Raw genomic sequence first — 15,267 nt, forward strand, 5'->3', positions numbered from 1 at the left:
GCCCGGCAACCGACCGCCTTTTCGACCGGGGCGAGGCTCCGAGCGTCGCAAGAAGCGGGTTGTCTTCTTTTTCGGGAGGGCTAAAGTCTGATGTCGCGACGCGGCCCGTGCTGGAATTCAAACGTTCGTCCATCGTAAGCGATCCCCCGGCCCAGACTCGGTATCTCAATCACAAGTTGAGAAGCAATGCACCGATAGGTCATGCCAGCGGGCCAAGTCAATGTGCGCCGGTGTCCGTTCCCTTGGGCCAGAGGCGATCGTCCCCTCAGGAAAACATCAGCGTGCGCAGAAGATCCGGGATGACCTGGATCGCCTTCAGGGAGGCCTTCAGTTCGGTCTGGTCTTCACGCGACATCGCCCCCACCTCGACCTTGTTGGAGACGGGAATGCCGGCGAGCAGGTCGCGGCTCTGCTGCGTCAGCATCGCCTTGATGATGGCGCCGTGCGCGGCGATCAGACGCTCGATGTCGCCAGTGCTTCCCAGACCCCGGGCGATCAGGCCCGAAAGCCGGGCCTTGGTGGAGCGCTCCGCAATGCCATGGCGGATGGCGAGCGCGCGGGCGAAGGCGACGATGGGAAACAGCCCATGCATCTTCAGATCGACGCGGCCCTCATCGGTGCGAAAGCCGCCGAAAAGCGTGAAGGGGCCTGAACCGACGGCGATGCGCTCGCCGAGGAGCTTCGCGAAGACCGGGCTTTTCGAGCCAAGGTCGTAAGCGAGGTCGAAGAGCCTGGCGGCAAGCGCGAAGTCGCCATGGACCGGCGCGAAATCGAAGAAAATGTCGACGTTGAGCAGGTCGTCCGGGCGCGAGCGGCCGATCCAGTCCTCGACCCGGGCGGTCCAGAGCGCCGCGGAACCTCGAAAGGCCGGGTTCTTCGCCATCACGCCGCCCTTGCAGAGCGGGATGCCCGCATCGTCGAGGGTGGCGGCCATCCGTTCGCCGAGCCTGGCGAACCACCGGTCCTGCGGCCCGTCCGGCTCGCCCTCGGCAAAGACGATGGCGTTGTCCTGGTCGGCGGCGAGCAAGGATTCGCCGCGTCCGCCGGAGCCGAGCACCAGTACCGCATAGGGGCAGGGCGGTTCGCCCAGGCCTTCGGCCAGCATCGCCGCCTCGGCCAGCTGCGCGGCGCGACGGGTGACGATCCGAAGCTCCTCGCTGACGATCTCGGCAATGACGCGCGCCTCGATCGCCTCGCCGATCAGCGCCTCGGCGACGGCGGGAAGGGTCGACCAGGCCGACGCCAGCGCGCTCGGATCGCCGGCCGCCTCGATCTCGTCGTCCAGGCTGACGGCGGCGCCCGCGCGCAGGCGCAGCAGATCGCGCGCCGAAACGACACCCACCAGCCTGCCGAGATCGTCACGGACTGCGAGGTGGCGGATCTTCAGCCGGTCCATGCGGCCGACCGCACGGTAGACGAAGGCCTCGGCGCGGATGGAGGCGAGGTTGCGGGTGGCGATGGAGCCGACCGGTTCGCACAAGGCATCGGCTCCGCTGCCGGCGATGCGGCGCATCACGTCTCGCTCGGTCACGATGCCGTAGGCCGGCAGCGGCAATCCAGGCTCGGGTGTGTCGGCGACGAACAGCGAGGAGATGCGCTTTTCGACCATCAGGTCGATGGCACCGCGCAGGTCGAGGCCGGCGGCGACGATCAGCGGCGGAGACGCCATCAGGTCACGGATGCGGTGGCGGTAGGCGTAGGGATCGACCGCGCCGAAGGCGCGAGGGCCGGGCGCTTCCGGACGCGTAGCCGGTTCCGACCAGCCGGCCTTGTGATGGCTGTCGAGCTGGGCTGTCTGCGCAAGACAGGCGCGCTCGGCTTCGGCCAGCGTGCGAATGCCGCGCTCGGCCAATCGGGGCAGCAGGGCGACGAAGATGTCGGCGGCGGCCTTCGCGTCGCCCGGCGCCTGGTGGCGGCCGTCGATTTCGATGCCGAGCCATTGCGCGATCATGTCGAGGGACTGGTCGGGCAGGGTCGGGCTGGCGACGGCCGAGAGCAGGCGAACGCACAGGGTTCGAGGTCGGATCCAGCGGATGCCGGCGCGCTTCGCCTCGTGTTCGATCACCGCGAGGTCGAAGCCGATGGAGAAGCCGATCAGGACGCGCTGCTTGGCGAAGGCGTCGAACTGCCCGAGCGCCTCGCCGAAGGAGGGCGCGCCGGCCACGTCGGCGTCGGTGATCTGATGGATGAGAGTCGAGCCCGGCGGGATCGGACTCTTTGGATCAACGAGTGTCTCGAAACGCTCGTCCGCATTGACTTTCCCGCTCGTGATCGCCACCGCGCCGAACTGCACGATGCGGGCGGTGGTCGTGTCGAGGCCGGTCGTCTCGGTGTCGGCGCAGACCGCGTCGAGCGCGATCAGCGGCGTCGCCCCGCTCAGGATCCTCATGCGGCGTCCTCCCCAGGATGGTCGGGCACGACCATAGCATGGCTGCCGCAACGGAGCTTGATCCTGATCATCCCAGAAGCGGGAGACGAAGCCATTCCGGCGCTGCCGCGCCGATGCGCATGGCGGCTGTGGGCTGTCGCCTTCCAATGCGACGCATGTCGCTTTCGTGCGATCCTGTCCGATTGCGACATGGTGTTGTGGGACCGTTCAAGGTGCCTTCCGGCGGCGACGCCCGGAAGGATAATTGGGAAGCCGGTAACCCCGACAGGGAAATCCGGCGCTGCCCCCGCAACGGTGGCGGAGCGACAAACCCGACGGGAGACCACTGGGCCGACAGGCCCGGGAAGGTGTCGGGCAAGGCCTGCACGGGCCAGCTCCGGAGCCCGGAAACCAGCCTGGAACCTGTTGAGAACCGACTGATCGCGGTGGGCGGTCAAGAGGCAGAGCGATTCGGGAGGCCCTGCGTGGCCTTGCGCGCGGCTTTTCCTCCATCACCACCAGTTCAGTCCTTGTGCGAATGCGAGGACGGACATGGATACGCGCAACGACATGCTGCGGTTGCTGAACAACCGCCGGCCGGGCTTCAGCCTCGAGCAACCCTTCTACATCGACCCGGGCTTCTACCAACTGGATCTCGAACTCGTCTGGTATCGTGACTGGCTGTTCGTCGGTCATGATTGCGAGGTTGCCAAGCCCGGCGCTTTCTTCACGGTCCAGGTGGGCGATTACCCGGTGGTGATCGTGCGCGGCCGCGACGGACAGATCCGCGCCTTCCACAATTCCTGCCGCCATCGCGGCAGCCGCGTCTGCACGGCGCACAAGGGCACGTCGGCCAGGCTGGTCTGCCCCTATCACCAGTGGACCTACGACCTCGACGGATCGCTCGTCTTCGCGCGGCAGATGGCCGACGACTTCCGCAAGGAGGAGTTCGGCCTCAAGCCGGTCGCCTGCGAGAGCGTCGGCGGTTACATCTTCATCTGCCTGGCGCAGGAGCCGGCGGATTTCGCCCCGTTCCGGGCGATGATGGAGCCCTATTTCCGGCCGCACCGGCTGGGCGAGGCGAAGGTCGCGCACGAGGCGACGATCGTCGAGAAGGGCAACTGGAAGCTCGTCTGGGAGAACAATCGCGAGTGCTATCACTGCGCGGCCAATCATCCCGAACTGTGCAAGACCTTCCCGGAAGCCCCGACCGTCACCGGCGTCAATGGCGCCGAAAGCGATCCTGACATGCTGGCGCACTGGGCGAAATGCGAGGCTGCCGGGCTGCCGTCACGTTTCCGCATCGACGACCGGGGCCAGTACCGCGCGACGCGTGCACCGCTCTTGCGCGATGCGGTGAGCTACACGTCCACCGGCAAGCGCGCGGTGGGCAGGAACCTGTCCGACGACGTCGCGACCGACCGCATTGGCACGCTCCTGCTCTATCATTATCCGACGACCTGGAACCATGTGCTCGGCGACCATGCCGTCACCTTCCGCGTGTTGCCGATCAGCGCCACCGAGACGGCGGTGACGACCAAGTGGCTGGTGCACAAGGACGCGGTGGAGGGCGTCGACTACGACCTGCAGAACCTGATCCACGTCTGGACCGAGACCAACGACGAGGACCGCAGGATCGTGGAGGAGAACGCCTTCGGCATCCGCTCGCCCGCCTACGAGCCGGGGCCCTATTCGGAACTACACGAGGGCGGGGTGATCCAGTTCGTCGACTGGTACGCGGGTTTCATGGCCCCGCGCCTGGCCGAGGGTGCTGCGCCGCGCCTGAAGAACGTGGCGTGAGGGAGGGGCGGATGGCCGTGCTCGACGATACCCCCCGCTGGCCTGCCGGGCAGGGCGAGCCACTTGTCCCGCCCGTCCTTCGTATCCCCCTTGAGGGAGAGATGGCCGGCAGGCCAGAGCGGGGTGCCTTGGGGCGCATCCTCGAAGGAAGGGGAGCGCCTCGATGAACGCCCCCACCGATCCCGGACTCTACCGCCATCTGGACGAGATGGTGCCGTGGGACGATCGCCTCCAGGTTCTGGAGGTGATCGGCGTGACCGAGGAAGCGCCCGACGTTCGCACCTTCACCTTCCGCTCCGACGCGCAGACCTGGTTCCGCTACAAGCCGGGCCAGTTCGTGACGCTCGAACTGCCGGTCGGGCCGGAGCCGGTGATGCGGACCTACACGCTGTCTTCCTCGCCGTCGCGGCCATTCTCGATCGCGGTGACGGTGAAGGCGCAGCCCGGAAGCATCGGCACGCGCTGGATGTTCGACAATCTGAGGCCCGGGGCGCATGTCCGCGCCTACGGGCCGGCCGGCGACTTCACGCATCACAACCACCCGGCCGGGAAATACCTCTTCATTTCGGCCGGATCCGGCGTCACGCCGATGATGTCGATGCTGCGCTGGTTTTCCGACTGCGCGCCATGGTCCGACGTCGCCTTCGTCAATTGCGCGCGGCGGCCGGAGGAGATCATCTTCCGCAAGGAACTGGAGTTGCTGGGCAGCCGCATGCCGGGCCTGTCGCTCGGCTTCCTGATCGAGGAGCGGTCGAGCCGCGAGAGCTGGTTCGGCCACATGGGCCGCATCGACGCGGTGCGACTGCCGCTGCTGTCGCCAGACTTCCGCGAGCGCGAGGTGTTCTGCTGCGGACCGGAGCCCTTCATGCGCGCGGTACGCGGCATGCTGGAAGCGTCCGGCTTCGACATGGCGCACTACCACCAGGAGAGCTTCGCAGCCCCAACGCCGCTCCCGGCGCCGGTGGATGTCGAGGCCTTGGCCGCCGAAGACGGCGCACCGGTGCAGGAGGCGCTGCCGATCCGCTTCTCGACATCGGACGCGACGGGCGAGTGCCTGCCCGGCCAGACGATCCTCCAGGCCGCGCGGGCCGCCGGCGTGCGCATTCCCGCCGCCTGCGAATTCGGTCTGTGCGGCACGTGCAAGACGATGAAGATGTCGGGAGAAGTGGAGATGGCCCACAATGGCGGCATCCTCGACGAGGAGATCGCCGAAGGCTTCATCCTGGCCTGCTGCTCGAAACCGCTGACGGCGGTGGAGGTGGCGGCGTGAGCGCGCGCGATCCGGATGGCCTGTCGACGACCCCGCGTCTGCTCGATGCTCACGCATTGGAACGCGTCTCCCCATTGCCGCCGCCGGACGAGGTGTTTGCCGACTGGCTCCTGTCGGTGCCGCATGGCGCGGACCTTGCGGCCGACGCCCGTCGGCAGGTCGAACTGATCGACGCCCGCGGTGTGACGCATCCCGATGTCGCGTGCCTGCGGATGCTTCTGGTCGCGGTCGCCGAGGATGCCCGCTGACAGCCACCGTTCAAGCCACACCTCGTTCGGAAATCCGAACAGGCTCGCGAAACCCTTTCGGAATTCCTGACAACGTCTTCCGGTGATCAAACCAAGCCATTGAATTCACGTCGAATCCGGAACTGGCACGCCTCATGCATCGCGAGGGGCGACCAGCGAAGGGAAGACCGTGAACATGGCGTGGATCATCATCATTGCATTGGCGGGAGCGGCCATCGCGCGACCAGCCGCCAACCTGTTCGGCAAGGCGACGGGCTGGGTGATGAGCCTGATTCCGCTTGCCCTGTTCATCATGATCCTGCGCCATGCCGGGGACGTGGCGGACGGCGGCGCCGTGATCGCAACGATGTCCTGGGTGCCGTCGCTCGGGGTTGACCTGACCTTGCGGCTCGATGGCTTCTCGATGCTCTTCGGGCTCCTGATCACCGGCATCGGCACGCTGGTCACGGTCTATGCCGGCGCGTATTTCGCCGAGAAGCCGGCCGCCGACATGGGCCGCTTCCTGGCGCTGATTCTCCTGTTCATGACCGCCATGCTCGGCACCGTGCTGTCCGACGATCTGATCGTCATGTTCGTGTTCTGGGAACTGACGAGCCTGACCTCCTTCATGCTGATCGGCTTCGACGCCCACAAGGCGGAGGCGCGCAAGGCGGCGATCCAGTCGCTGCTGGTCACCGGCGGCGGCGGCCTCGTGCTGTTCGCCGGCATCCTCCTGATCGGCATGACGCTCGGCACCTTCTCGTTCACCGAAATCCTCGCCCGCGCCGACGAACTCGTCGCCAGCCCGTGGGCCGGCGTGATCGCGGTGCTGATCATGATCGGCGCCTTCACCAAATCGGCTCAGGTCCCGTTCCACTTCTGGCTGCCGAACGCGATGGCGGCGCCGACGCCTGCGTCCGCCTATCTCCATTCCGCCACGATGGTGAAGCTCGGCATCTACCTGCTCGCCCGCTTCGACGCGGTCTTCGCTTCGGCGCCGGCCTTTGGCGCGACGCTGGTGGTGGTCGGTTCGCTGACGATGCTGGTCGCCGCGCTCAAGGCGTTGCGGGCGGAAGGCTACAAGGCCGTCCTGGCGCACTCCACCGTCGCGTCGCTCGGCATCCTGGTGATGCTGATCGGGCTCGACGGAGAGGTCGCGGCGGTGGCCACGGTCGGCTTCATCCTGGCGCATGCGCTCTACAAGGCGGCCCTGTTCTTCTGCGCCGGCACGGCCATCCACGCCACCGGCGAGACGAGCCTGCGCAAGCTCGGCGGGCTCGCCCGCTTCCTGCCGGTGACCGCCGTCGCTGCAGTTCTGGCAAGCCTCAGCATGGCCGGGCTGCCACCCTTCGTCGGCTTCATCTCGAAGGAGTACCTGTTCGAGGCGCAGCTGACCAATGGCTGGAACGTGGTCCCGATCGTCGTCGCCGTCCTGGTGAACGCGGTCATGTGCGGCGTGGCCGGCGTGGTCTCCATCAAGCCGTTCTACTTCAAGAGCCACCGGGTCGAGACGGTGAAGCATGGCGAGACGCCGGGTCTCCTCGTCGGACCGCTGTTGCTTGCGAGCGGGGGCATCATCATCGGGCTGTTCCCGGACGGGATCGGCAACCTCCTGATCGGTCCGGCCGCGTCGGCGCTGTATGGCAGCCCGATCGACGTCTCCTTCCAGCTCTGGCACGGCCTGACGCCCATGCTGGTCCTCAGTGCGCTGGTCGTTGCGATCGGCGTGGCGATCGTCGTCTGGTGGGACTTCATCCACGACCACCTGCGCCGCCACGACCGCCTGTTTCGCCTGATCGGCGACGGCGGCTATCACTGGGTGGTCGACGGCACCCTGCACATCGCGCGCAGCTCTACGCGTGTCCTGCAGAATGGCGACCAGCGGCGCTACACCGCCATCGTCGTGGCGGTGGTGGTGGCGGGGCTGGCCTTCGCGCTCCTTGCCGGGCCGGCCGGTCTCTACATCGCCGCACCCGACGGATCGCTGCGAGCCTCGGTCGCGATCGTGCTTTTCCTGAGCGCGGCCGGCGCCGTTGCCACCGTGCTGGCGCGCTCGCTGATCGCGGCCCTCGTCTCGGTCGGCATCGTCGGCTTCGCCGTGGCGGTGATCTTCATGCTCAATGGAGCACCCGACCTCGCGCTGACGCAGATCGCGGTGGAAACCCTCCTCGTCATCCTGCTGACGGCGGTGCTGCTGCGTCTGCCTGCACGGCAGCGGCACTCGAGGACAGTCGGCGAACGCCGGCGCGACGTCGGGCTGGCCACCGCGTTCGGGGCGGTGATCTTCCTGGCGGTCGCCAGCATGAGCGTCATCCCGCTCGACATGAGCCTGTCCGACTATTTCGGCCAGACCAGCTACCTGGAAGGTTTCGGCCGCAACGTCGTGAACGTGATCCTGGTCGACTACCGCGCCATCGACACCCTGGGGGAGATCGCCGTGGTCGCCTTTGCAACCCTCGCTGTGTGGGCGCTGCTGCGCAACACCGGCCCCAAGACGCGGACCAAGGAGTAGCGGCCATGCAGATCATCTTTCCGACCATGTCGCGGCTGTTCTTCATCCTGATGATCGGCGTGTCGCTCTACATGCTGTTTCGGGGCCACAACGAGCCCGGCGGCGGCTTCATCGGCGGGCTGATCGCAGCGCTGGGCTTTGCGCTGCTGGCGATGGCGCATGACGTCGGCGCCGCGCGCAGGGCCTTGATGGTCCACCCCGTCGCGCTGATGGGTGGCGGGCTGCTCCTGTCCTTCGTCAGCGGACTGCCCGGCCTCCTGTCGGACCAGTCCTTCCTCACCCATTGGTGGCTCGAGATCGGCTCGCTTCACCTCGGCACGGCGACCACCTTCGACATCGGCGTCTACTGCGTCGTGATCGGCGGCGTCCTGTGCCTCGTCTTCCGTCTTTATGAAGGGATCGAGCAGTGAACCTCGTCTACGCCTTCGCCATCGCCGCCCAGATGGGTTGCGGCGTCTATCTTCTCCTGTCGCGCCACGGCGTGCGCATCCTGCTCGGCATCGTGCTGTTGTCGACCGCGACCAACCTGCTGATCTTCGTCGCCGGCGGGCTGCGCTTCACCGCGCCGCCGGTGATCGAGCAGGGCATGCGCATGCTCGGCACCGAGACCGCCAATGCGCTGCCGCAGGCGCTGATCCTGACGGCGATCGTCATCGGCTTCGCCCTCGTGGCCTTCGCCGCCGCCCTGATGCTGAAGACCTACCGCTCGGTCGGCTCGGTGCTGACCAGCGACCACACCGACGCCGAAGCACTCGGCAGTCCGTTCGACAAGGAGGCGCTGCGCGATGCCTGAGTTCCTGGCCGGCACCGAGCTCTTCTGGCCGCTCGCCATCCCGCTCGCAACCGCCGCGGTCTGCGCCGCGGCTTGGGCCTACCCGCGCCTGCAGCAGGCGGCGAGCCTGGTCGGCCTCGTGCTGACGCTCGTCGCGTCGCTGGTCCTGCTCCAGATCGTCCTGTCGGAGGATATCGTCACGAAGCAGTTCGGCGGCTGGGCGCCGCCCTTCGGCATCAGCTTCGTTGCCGACCGCTTCAGTGCCGCCATGGTGGTGATCTCGAGCGTGCTTGCGCTGGCGGCAGGCATCTTCGCCATCGCCGACCTGCGGCGCAGGCAGGTGAAGGCGGGCTTCTATCCGCTGTTCCAGGGCCTGATGGTGGGCGTCAACGGCGCCTTCCTGACCGGCGACATCTTCAATCTCTACGTCTGGTTCGAGGTGATGCTGATCGCCACCCTCGGCCTGATCACGCTCGACCGGACCCGTGCGCAGCTCGACGGGGCGATCAAGTACGCCGTGCTGAACCTGTTCTCGACCATCCTGTTCCTGATGGCGATCGGGTTGCTCTATGGCGTGACCGGCACGCTGAACATGGCCGATCTCGCACGCGTCCTGCCGCAGACGGAAGGCTCCGTGGCGCTGACGGTCTCGGCCATGCTGTTCCTGCTGGCCTTCGGCATCAAGGCCGGCTTCTTCCCGCTCTTCTTCTGGCTTCCAGCCTCGTATCACACGGCCACGATCATCGTGTCGGCGGTTTTCGCCGGGCTGCTGACCAAGGTCGGCGTCTATGCCTGCTTCCGCGTCTTCACCCTCCTGTTCGAGGTGAACGAGGGAGGCATCCGGCCGATCGTCGCCTTCTTCGCGGCCGGAACGATGCTGTTCGGCGTCTTCGGCGCGGCGATCCAGTGGGACGTGCGCCGCATCCTGTCGTTCCACATCATCAGCCAGATCGGCTACATCATGCTGGGGCTGGCCATCGCCACTCCGCTGGCCATGGCCGGGGCCGTCTTCTACATCATCCACCACATCGTGGTGAAGGCGAACCTGTTCTTCGTGGCGGGCGCCATCCACCGCGCGACGGGCACGTACGATCTGCGCAAGGCGGGCGGACTGATGAAGTCCTCGCCGCTGCTGGCCGTCCTGTTCCTCATCCCCGCGCTCTCTCTGGCCGGAATCCCGCCGCTGTCGGGCTTCTGGGCGAAGTTCATGGTCATCGACGCGTCGTTCCGCGGCGACATGGCCTGGCTTGGCGCGCTGGCGCTCGTCGTGGGGCTGCTCACGGTCTTTTCCATGAGCAAGATCTGGATCGAGGCCTTCTGGAAGACCTCGCCACGCAAGGTCGCAAGGGTGCGCGCCGTCCCGGTCGCCATGCTCGTGCCGATCGCCGCGCTTGGCCTGATCACGCTCGCCATCGGCTTCAATCCGGAGCCGCTGGTGGCCTTCGCCAACGTTGCCGCCGACACCATGACCGACCCGGCCCAGTTCATCGCAGCGGTCTTTTCCGAACCGCGTATCGCAGGAGTGACGCCATGACCGCCATCGCCTCCAAGGCCGTGCAGGTAACCTCGCTGGCCGCCATCTTCCTCAAGGAACTCGTCGTCTCGTCCGTCGCGGTGGCCCGCTCGGTGCTGGGCGCGAAGGGCTCCTCGTCGTCGGCGATCGTCGCCGTGCCGATCGGGCTTCGGACTGCCGCGGGTGTCACGACGCTGGCCAACTGCGTCAGCCTGACGCCCGGCACGACCTCGCTGCATGTCAGCGAGGACATGTCGACGCTTTACATCCACGTTCTCGACGCGCCGTCGACCGACGAGATTATCGCGTCGATCAAGGAGAAGTTCGAGGCGCGCATCAAGGAGATTGAAGCATGATCGAATTCCTGGACAGCCATCTGCCGACGCTCGCCGCGGTGCTCATCACCGTGCTGATGATCCCGCTCGGCATGTCGGCGCTGCGGATGGCGACCGGCCCCGGCTACGCCGATCGTTTCATCGCCCTCGACATGCTGACCGGCATCGCGGTGGCGGTGGCCTGCCTGACCATGATCGTGACCGGGCGGCGCGAGTTCCTCGACATCGCCTTCGGCATCGCCCTCATCGGTTTTCTGGCGACGTGCTCGCTGTCGGCGCTCCTCGAAAAGAAGAAGGGGGACAAGAAATGATGCTGCTCGCTTCCGTCCTGCTGAAACTCCTCGGCGTTGGCTTCCTGTGCATCGCCGGCATCGGCGTGATGCGGCTGTCCGATCCGTTCCAGCGCATGCATGCCGCCACCAAGGCCGGCACGCTCGGCGCCGGCCTCGTCATCCTGGGCTCGATCATCTCGCACGGGGCCACCGATGCGACCGTCATGGGGTTGCTGACCATCGTGTTTTTGCTCCTGACCGTGCCGGTGGCGGGACACCTGCTCGGCCGCGCTTCCTACATTTCGGGCGCGCGCCTGTCGCTTCGCGGCGAGAACGCGCTGGAAGGCGTGCTGGAACGGTCGGACCGGTCCCTGGACGAGCGTCTTGCCTGGCTGCCGACTGGTGCAGGCGCTCCGGCGGCAAGCGCGACGCGTCTGCGCCCGGCGTCGCAGCCTGGTCGGCGGGAGTTGTCTCCGCCCGCGCCCGCGCCTGTGGTCTCGTTGCCCGCGGTCGAATCCGTGCGTTTCGCCGTCATCAAGGGCCTCGTGCCGTCCGTGGCCGAGCGCGCCTGCGCGATCGCCCGGAAGAGCCGCTCCGACCTGTCGGCCCACGTCATCATCGATGCCGCCGCGATCGAAAGCGCCGCCGATCCGGCCCATGCACGCCAGATGATTCGCGAGCGGGCGAGTGCTGCGATCCTCGAACTGCGCGCCTGCACGGCGGCGGGCGGCGCCGAACCGGCGCTGAATTATGACGAGGGCGATCCGGAACGGCTGCTGGTGACGAGCGATCCGGGCAGGGTGTTGCTGGTCCTGCCCTGCGAGGGCTGGTTCCACCATCAGGTGGAGGTGCGCCGCGACCAGACGACCTGGGAGCCCGACGGGCTCCTGCGCCTGCCGATGGTCCATCGCGGCCCGGTGCTCTACGTCTCGCCCGACGCGGTGGAAGCGGAGCGCGCCACGATCGTGGTGCGCGATCGCGGCGAGGCGCATCTGCCCGCGCTGCTCGAATGGGCGCTCGTGGGCGATTTGTGGGATGTGTCGCACATCATCCATGTCGCCGCGGGCGATGCGGGACGGCTGGCGGAGATGGAGGCGATCGCGCGCCGTTTCGGCTGCACGTTCGAAAGCAGAACGGTCGCGACAGACGATTGCGCCATTCCGGACGACATCAGAAGGCCACGGGCCGTCGTCCTCGGACAGGCGCCGCGTCCATTGCGGACCAACTGGTTCGGCAGCCACTGGCGCCGCCGGATTTCGCCGAACATGCCCTGCGAGGTCCTGCTCATGGAGGACCCGGCCTGATCGCATCCGGCGGGGCACAGCGCGCGGCGAGAGGTCTCTGGCCCCGTCGCGTGCAACTGGGCTAAACCTGACGCATCATGCGATCCAACCTGAAGCCCAAACTGCCCCTCACCTTCGCGCTACCGCTGTTTGTGGCGCTGGCGATGTTTGCGGTCGCCGTGGGCACGACCCAGATCGGCGTTCGTATCCTCCAGGCCAACGACGAGACGGCGCTGCGCGACCAGGCGGTCGTCTTTCTCGATGCGGTCGCCGGCCACATCGCCGCCGAGACCGACGATTCGCCCGACGCCGTGCGCAGGCAGCTTGCCGCCTCGCTGACGTTTCGCACGGCGCTTCTGGAACGGACGATCGCCGCACGATGGCGCGGAACACCGGGTGCCTGGCAGACGGTGGTGCTCGGCGAATCGTTCGACGAGACCAGACTGGTCGAAGCGCTCGACGCGGCCGAGGAGATCGACCCGGACGCGGTCACCGAATGGAAGGATCCCGACGCAGCGGTCCTGACCGTTCTCCGCAGCTACGCGCTGCGCGATGACACGCTGCTTCTGGCGGCGACCTTCGACACCACCAGGATCCTCGACGACGCCGCCACCGCCACCCGGCTGACGATCGGGGTCGACGTGCTGGTGGCGGTGCTTGCGGCCCTGACGGTCTACGCCATCGCGCGCCGGGTGCTGTCGCCGCTCGACGGCTTCATCAGCCGGCTTGCCGAACGCGGCGATGATGGCGCCTCGCCGGCCGGCCTGCGCGACGGGCACGAACTGCAGCGGCTGGAGGCCGCGCTCGCGATGCGCGAGCAGTCGGAAGCAGCCCGGACGAAGATCCTCGAGCAGATGGCCCAGCAGGAGCGCGACGCGCTGCTGGCCCGAATGGCGGCAGCCATCGCCCATGAGGTGCGAAACCCGCTCGCCGGTCTGAAGAACGGCGTTTCGACCCTCAAGCGATTCGGCGACCAGCCGCAGGTCCGCCAACAGACGGTGGAACTGCTCGAGAGCGGTCTCGACTCGATCGGCCGGGTGGTCGACGTGACGCTGTCGACCTACCGTCGGCGGCCCGGAAAGACCCGGATCGTCGCCCGCGACATTCGCGACCTCGAACTCCTGATCCTTCCGACCGCCCAGCGCGCGGAGGTTTCGCTGCGCTGGGAACTCGACGAGGCGGTGGTGATCGACGTCGACGGGGATGCGCTGCGGCAGATCCTGGTGAACCTGCTCCTGAATTCGGTCGGGGTGACGCCGCGCGGAGGCGAAATCACCATCACGCTTGCGCGGGCGACGGATGGCCGGTCCGTCTCGATCGCCATTGCCGACCAAGGCAGCGGCATGCCGCCCGAGGTCGTCGCCGCGATCGTGTCCGGACAGATGGACGAGGTTCCCATGGAACGCGGCATCGGCTTGTGGGTGGTCGCCACGCTCGTGCAGCGCATTGGGGCGGGCTTGTCGATTCGAAGCGAGGAAGGACGCGGAACGACCGTGACGCTGTCGCTTCCCGCCATCGCCGAGAGCGGGAGTTAATACCATGTCCGCCCCCCTGATCCTCATGGTCGAGGACGACGCCACGCTCGGGACCTCGCTCCAGCAGCGGCTGGAGCTGGAAGGGTTTCGAGTCCGCTGGGCGCGCTCGGCCCGGGAGGCGCGCGCGGCGCTGCCCGGCGCCCACCCGGCCATCATCCTGTCCGACATCCGACTGCCGGACGGCGACGGCGAGGCCGTAATGCGAAGCCATTTCGCGAATTTCGGTCTGGTGCCGACGATTTTCATGACGGCTTACGGCGATATCGAACAGGCGGTGCGGCTGGTGCGCGACGGGGCGCTCGACTACGTCACGAAGCCGTTCGATCTCGACCAACTGGTCGATCGGTTTCGCGACATCGTGCGGCGCGCGACCCCGCAAGCGATCGGCGCCGGCACGCCGCTGGGTCGCAGCGCCGCCATGCAGCCCGTGGTCGAGACGCTGTCGCGGGCGGCCCGCGTGGCGTTGCCGGTGCTGTTGCTCGGCGAGACCGGCAGCGGAAAGGAAGTCGCTGCCCGTCACGTGCACGACAGCGGCCCCCGGAGCAGCGCGCCCTTCGTGCCGGTCAACTGCGGCGCGATGCCGGCCGAACTCGCCGATTCGATGCTCTTCGGCCATGAGCGCGGCGCCTTCACGGGAGCTGCGGGCACGCATCGCGGCCTGCTGGAAGAAGCCGGCGAGGGGACCTTGTTCCTCGACGAAATCGGCGACCTGCCGCTGCCTCTCCAGGTCAAGCTTCTGCGTGTGCTCGAGACGCGGGCGTTCCGCAGGCTGGGCGCTGCCGAGGAGCGTGGCTTTCACGCGCGCCTGATCTGCGCCACGAACAGGGATCTCGAGAGCATGGTCGCGGAAGGCGCCTTTCGCGAAGACCTCTGGTTCCGCATCAACGTGATCACCTGCAAGCTGCCGCCGTTGCGCGAGAGACCCGAAGACATCGCCGACCTGATGGCGAGCTTCGCCGAGGCTGCCGCAAAGGAGAACGGCTTTCCCGGCGTCTCCATCGAACCCTCGGCCATCGAGGCCGCGCTCGCGCATGCCTGGCCGGGCAACGTCCGCGAACTGCTCAACCGCGTGCAGCGCGCCGTGGCCCTCGGCGCGAACGGAACGCTGACCGCAGCCGACCTCTTTCCAGACGGGGTCGACGCCGGTCGGCGCCAGGCGTCGGGCGGCGACGATATCGATGGCAGCCTGTCCGACATTCGCGAGGCCGCCGAACGTCGCCACATCGTCGCGGCCCTGGCCAAGACCGGCGGCTCGACCAAGGATGCGGCCGATCTGCTGCAGGTCTCGCGCACCACGCTGTGGGAAAAGATGCGCCGTTACGGCATCGACGGGTAACGCGTCGCAGGCTGATCCAGGACGACGACCGGGGCGAGAAACGC

Annotated in this window: 13 protein-coding genes and 1 riboswitch; of the genes, 12 read left to right on the forward strand and 1 reads right to left on the reverse strand. The window is 67.5% G+C overall.

Annotated elements, in window-relative coordinates:
• Positions 1 to 265: 265 nt before the first annotated feature.
• Positions 266 to 2,389: a DUF294 nucleotidyltransferase-like domain-containing protein gene (locus tag EJC49_RS10710; protein WP_126699918.1), complete on the reverse strand. Its 2,124-nt coding sequence runs from the start codon at positions 2,387 to 2,389 to the stop codon at positions 266 to 268.
• A 193-nt stretch (positions 2,390 to 2,582) separates the two neighbouring features.
• Positions 2,583 to 2,802, forward strand: a riboswitch (cobalamin riboswitch).
• A 118-nt stretch (positions 2,803 to 2,920) separates the two neighbouring features.
• Between EJC49_RS10710 and EJC49_RS10715 the strand changes: the two genes are divergently transcribed.
• The 12 genes from EJC49_RS10715 to EJC49_RS10770 all read left to right on the forward strand — a co-directional run bounded on the left by EJC49_RS10715 (position 2,921) and on the right by EJC49_RS10770 (position 15,223).
• Positions 2,921 to 4,168 carry an aromatic ring-hydroxylating oxygenase subunit alpha gene (locus EJC49_RS10715; RefSeq protein ID WP_126699919.1) on the forward strand — a complete coding sequence of 416 codons (1,248 nt, stop codon included), beginning with the start codon at positions 2,921 to 2,923 and terminating at the stop codon, positions 4,166 to 4,168.
• Between the two features lie 163 nt (positions 4,169 to 4,331).
• Entirely contained in the window at positions 4,332 to 5,438 is a 1,107-nt protein-coding gene (locus EJC49_RS10720; RefSeq protein WP_126699920.1) for an FAD-binding oxidoreductase, read from the forward strand.
• Positions 5,435 to 5,686 (forward strand): hypothetical protein, encoded by a 252-nt coding sequence (locus tag EJC49_RS10725; protein ID WP_126699921.1) that lies wholly within the window; start codon positions 5,435 to 5,437, stop codon positions 5,684 to 5,686. Before EJC49_RS10720 ends, EJC49_RS10725 begins: the two co-directional genes overlap by 4 nt.
• A 175-nt stretch (positions 5,687 to 5,861) precedes the next feature.
• Positions 5,862 to 8,177, forward strand: coding sequence for a hydrogen gas-evolving membrane-bound hydrogenase subunit E (gene mbhE / locus EJC49_RS10730; protein ID WP_126699922.1), 2,316 nt, complete (start codon positions 5,862 to 5,864; stop codon positions 8,175 to 8,177).
• A 5-nt stretch (positions 8,178 to 8,182) separates the two neighbouring features.
• On the forward strand, positions 8,183 to 8,587 hold the full coding sequence (locus EJC49_RS10735; RefSeq protein ID WP_126699923.1) for an MnhB domain-containing protein: 405 nt from the start codon (positions 8,183 to 8,185) through the stop codon (positions 8,585 to 8,587).
• The gene (locus EJC49_RS10740; RefSeq protein ID WP_126699924.1) at positions 8,584 to 8,970 is read left to right on the forward strand and encodes an NADH-quinone oxidoreductase subunit K; all 387 of its coding nucleotides are present in this window, start codon (positions 8,584 to 8,586) and stop codon (positions 8,968 to 8,970) included. The genes EJC49_RS10735 and EJC49_RS10740 overlap by 4 nt, the downstream gene beginning before the upstream one ends.
• Positions 8,963 to 10,483 carry a Na+/H+ antiporter subunit D gene (locus EJC49_RS10745; protein WP_126699925.1) on the forward strand — a complete coding sequence of 507 codons (1,521 nt, stop codon included), beginning with the start codon at positions 8,963 to 8,965 and terminating at the stop codon, positions 10,481 to 10,483. Before EJC49_RS10740 ends, EJC49_RS10745 begins: the two co-directional genes overlap by 8 nt.
• Entirely contained in the window at positions 10,480 to 10,818 is a 339-nt protein-coding gene (locus EJC49_RS10750; protein WP_126699926.1) for a Na+/H+ antiporter subunit E, read from the forward strand. Before EJC49_RS10745 ends, EJC49_RS10750 begins: the two co-directional genes overlap by 4 nt.
• Complete coding sequence (locus EJC49_RS10755) at positions 10,815 to 11,108, forward strand: MrpF/PhaF family protein (RefSeq protein ID WP_126699927.1); 294 nt, start codon at positions 10,815 to 10,817, stop codon at positions 11,106 to 11,108. Before EJC49_RS10750 ends, EJC49_RS10755 begins: the two co-directional genes overlap by 4 nt.
• Entirely contained in the window at positions 11,105 to 12,373 is a 1,269-nt protein-coding gene (gene mnhG, locus EJC49_RS10760) for a monovalent cation/H(+) antiporter subunit G (protein WP_126699928.1), read from the forward strand. Before EJC49_RS10755 ends, mnhG begins: the two co-directional genes overlap by 4 nt.
• Before the next feature lie 77 nt (positions 12,374 to 12,450).
• Positions 12,451 to 13,887 carry a sensor histidine kinase gene (locus EJC49_RS10765; RefSeq protein ID WP_126699929.1) on the forward strand — a complete coding sequence of 479 codons (1,437 nt, stop codon included), beginning with the start codon at positions 12,451 to 12,453 and terminating at the stop codon, positions 13,885 to 13,887.
• A 4-nt stretch (positions 13,888 to 13,891) separates the two neighbouring features.
• Positions 13,892 to 15,223: a sigma-54-dependent transcriptional regulator gene (locus EJC49_RS10770; RefSeq protein ID WP_126699930.1), complete on the forward strand. Its 1,332-nt coding sequence runs from the start codon at positions 13,892 to 13,894 to the stop codon at positions 15,221 to 15,223.
• Positions 15,224 to 15,267: the final 44 nt, after the last annotated feature.

The sequence above is a fragment of the Aquibium carbonis genome (assembly GCF_003970795.1).
Lineage (GTDB): Bacteria > Pseudomonadota > Alphaproteobacteria > Rhizobiales > Rhizobiaceae > Aquibium > Aquibium carbonis.